Source organism: Castellaniella sp. (genome assembly GCF_034007085.1).
Taxonomy (GTDB): Bacteria; Pseudomonadota; Gammaproteobacteria; order Burkholderiales; family Burkholderiaceae_B; genus Castellaniella.
Genome location: NZ_JAVERO010000185.1, coordinates 1 through 3,336, shown reverse-complemented (window position 1 = coordinate 3,336; position 3,336 = coordinate 1). Strand labels below are relative to the sequence as shown.

Sequence of the window (3,336 nt, the reverse complement as noted above, 5' to 3'; positions counted from 1 at the left end):
CTGGCGGCCCGCGCGCGGAGTATAGCCCAATGCCCCCCCCTGGGCGTCGATCACCTGACCACCTTCCTGGAGACGGAATGCCGCGACCGCCGCACTGAGATGCTCTGCCTGGTCCTGCAGCGAGCCGGCCGCGCTGGCCGCTTCCTGGACCAGCGCCGCGTTCTGCTGCACGACATTATCCATATCGTTGACGGCCGAATTGATCTGGCTGATGCCATCGGCCTGTTCGCGCGATGCCGAAGAAATTTCGTCCATGATGGCGGTGACGCCCTGCACCGACTGGACGATTTCATCCATGATCCGTCCGGCATCCTGGACACGCGCCGACCCTTCGCGCACCCGTTCCACGGAATCGTCGATCAAGTCCTTGATTTCCCGGGCCGCCTGGGAACTGCGTTGGGCCAGCGAACGGACCTCTCCGGCGACGACGGCAAACCCCTTGCCCTGTTCGCCGGCGCGGGCGGCCTCCACCGCCGCATTCAGCGCCAGGATGTTGGTCTGGAATGCAATCCCATCGATCACATTGACGATCTCGGCGATCTTGCCTGAACTCTGGGTGATGCCGGTCATGGTCTCGGCCACGCTGGAGACTGCGACCCCGCCACGCTGGGCCACATCCGCCGCCGTCTTGGCGAGCTGATCGGCCTGGGCGGCATGGTCCGAATTCTGGCGCACGGTGCTGGCCAGCTGTTCCATGCTGGCGGCCGTCTGTTGCAGTGATGCGGCCTGCTGTTCGGTGCGGCTGCTGAGATCCGTGTTACCAGCGAAAATTTCCTGGGCGCCCACGCGGATTTCGCCCACCCCATTGCGTACGGTGGCCACCATGCGCACCAGGCTTTCCTGCATGCGCTGCATCGCCAGGTAGAGCACGCCGATTTCATTGCGCGACGGCACTTCGATGGGCTCGGTCAGGTCTCCGGCCGCAATCCGGTCGAAATGCCGGCCAGCCACTCGCAACGGCCGCAACACCACGCGCTGCAGGAACAGATAGGCGGCCATGGAAAACAACAACGCGACGACCATGGACACGCTCACGATCAGGATCACCAGGCGCAGGTGCGCGGCCTCGTCCGCGACCGCCTGAGCAGTCACAGCCTGTTGCTGCTGTGTCAGCGCCTGGACGGCTTGTTCGAACTGCTGTTCCTGCGGCCCCAACTGTCCGGACAGCAGCGCGTCGTACTGCTCGATGTGACCGGCCTTGAGCTGCGCCAGCGCGGACGGCAGGTCCTTGTCGAGCAGCTGGGTATAGCGCTGGACGACCGGTTCGATCAGGCCTGCCTGCCCACCCTCGGTCATGTATTCCTGGGCGGCGGAACGGAACTGCCCGAACAGTTCGCGCGCCTTGTCCAGATGCGACTCGGATGCGGCAATGAGCGCCTTGGCGCCCTCGCTGAGCGTACTGGCGCCCGCCTGCTGGCCATCCGCCGCCCATTCGGACAGGATGGCGCTGTTGACCAGATCACTGTTGACCACGATGCTGCTCAGGGCCCGGCCCGACAGGACCTGGGCATCACGATAGTGGACGACGGATTCGTCCAGCAACCGGACGGTTTCGTAGTCGGCGATGATTCCTCGCAATGAATCATTGTTCATCTTCAGGGACAGCACACCCAGCAACGCCCCCGCAATGAGCATGAAGAAGAAAAAAACGAGCACCAGGACCAAGCTGGTGCGAACCTTGAGTGCGCCGATGAACGATTTTCCGCCTGATAGCATGAGATCAAACCCAGTGAGTGAAACCTGCCGGAAATAGGGATCGGAGCAGCCGCCTGGTCAGGCGACCGCTTCCTCGACCAGCGCCATTTCCTCGCTGGTCATGAGCTTTTCGATGTCCACCAGAATCAGCATGCGTTCGCCGACCGTCCCGATGCCGGTCAGGTGCTCGGTGGAAAATGCCGAGCCGAATTGCGGCGCGGCACTGATCTGCGTGGGCTGCAGGATCAGCACATCGGACACGCCGTCGACCACCACGCCCACGACCCGGGATCGCACGTTGAGAATCACCACCACGGTCTGCGAGGTGTATTCCACATTGTCCATGTTGAATTTCAGCCGCAGATCCACAATGGGAACAATCACGCCGCGCAGATTGGTGACGCCCTTGACGAAGTCCGGCACGTTGGCGATACGCGTGACGGTCTGGCTGTCATAGCCTCGGATTTCCTGCACTTTGAGGATGTCGATCCCGTATTCCTGATTGGCCAGGGTGAACACCAGGAATTCCTGACCTTGGGTTTCTCCCTGTGCCTGCTTGGGGGTGGCTTGAGTCATGATGCCTCCGGATGAAGTGTGGGTCAGGCGGCCGCGCTGGCCCGCAACGAAGTGGAGCGTCGCAGGGCGAACACATCGACGATCAGGGCCACGCTGCCATCGCCCAGAATCGTGGCGGCCGAAATGCCCGGCACCTTGCGATAGTTGGTTTCAAGATTCTTGACCACGACCTGATGCTGGCCGATCAAGTGATCCACCATCAGGGCGAAACGCTGGTCTTCGGCCTGGAGAATCACGGCGATGGCCCGGGTCAGATCGGTTTCCGCGCCGGCTACGCTGAAGACCTCGTGCAGCGCAACGATGGGCAGGTATTCCCCGCGCACGTGCAGGACCTGCTCCGTTTCGGAAATCCGGTGGATCTGGTCTTCTGTGGCCTGCATGGACTCGGTGACGTGGGACAGCGGCAGGATGAAGGTTTCCTCGCCGACCTTGACCGACATGCCGTCCAGGATCGCCAGCGTCAGCGGCAGCACGATGCGGGTCGTGGTGCCTTCCCCCTTGCGCGAGGACAGCTGCACGTGCCCGCCCATGCTCTGAATGTTGCGCCGCACTACGTCCATGCCGACTCCGCGGCCGGAAATGTCGGTGACCTTTTCCGCCGTGGAAAAGCCCGGTGCGAAGATCAGCTGCCAGAGTTCGTCATCAGGCGTCGCATCGGACACGGGAAAGCCGGATGCAATCGCCTTTTTCAGGATCCGCTCGCGGTTCAGGCCGGCGCCATCGTCGATCACGTCAATGATGATCTGGCCACCGTTATGCTGGGCCGACAGGGTCAAGGTTCCTTCCGGGTCCTTGCCCTGCGCGATGCGGGCGTCCGGCAACTCCAGGCCATGATCCAGGCTGTTGCGTACCAGATGGGTCAGGGGATCGATGATGCGTTCGATCAGACTCTTGTCCAGTTCGGTTGCCTGGCCCTTGGTGATCAGCCGGATGCGCTTACCCATTTTGGTGGCGTTTTCACGCACCACGCGCGGAAAACGACTGAAGACATAATCCATCGGCATCATGCGGATGGACATCACGGCCTCCTGGAGGTCGCGCGCATTGCGTTCCAGCTGTTCGATC

The 3,336-nt window shown here is 62.3% G+C and carries 3 protein-coding genes; all 3 read right to left on the bottom strand.

Features of this window, described 5'->3' with window-relative positions; genetic code table 11:
• On the bottom strand, positions 1 to 1,716 hold a 1,716-nt coding region (locus RBR29_RS11380), incomplete at its 3' end, for a methyl-accepting chemotaxis protein (RefSeq protein WP_320349376.1).
• Between the two features lie 57 nt (positions 1,717 to 1,773).
• Complete coding sequence (locus RBR29_RS11375; protein WP_320349375.1) at positions 1,774 to 2,271, bottom strand: chemotaxis protein CheW; 498 nt, start codon at positions 2,269 to 2,271, stop codon at positions 1,774 to 1,776.
• 23 nt (positions 2,272 to 2,294) lie between these two features.
• Positions 2,295 to 3,336, bottom strand: a 1,042-nt coding sequence (locus tag RBR29_RS11370; RefSeq protein WP_320349373.1) for a chemotaxis protein CheW, incomplete at its 5' end; no start/stop codon positions are given.

Coding starts and splice junctions, on each gene's coding strand:
- RBR29_RS11375 (WP_320349375.1), bottom strand. CDS start 2,271: ATGACTCAAGCCACCCCCAAGCAGGCACAGGGAGAAACCCAAGGTCAG.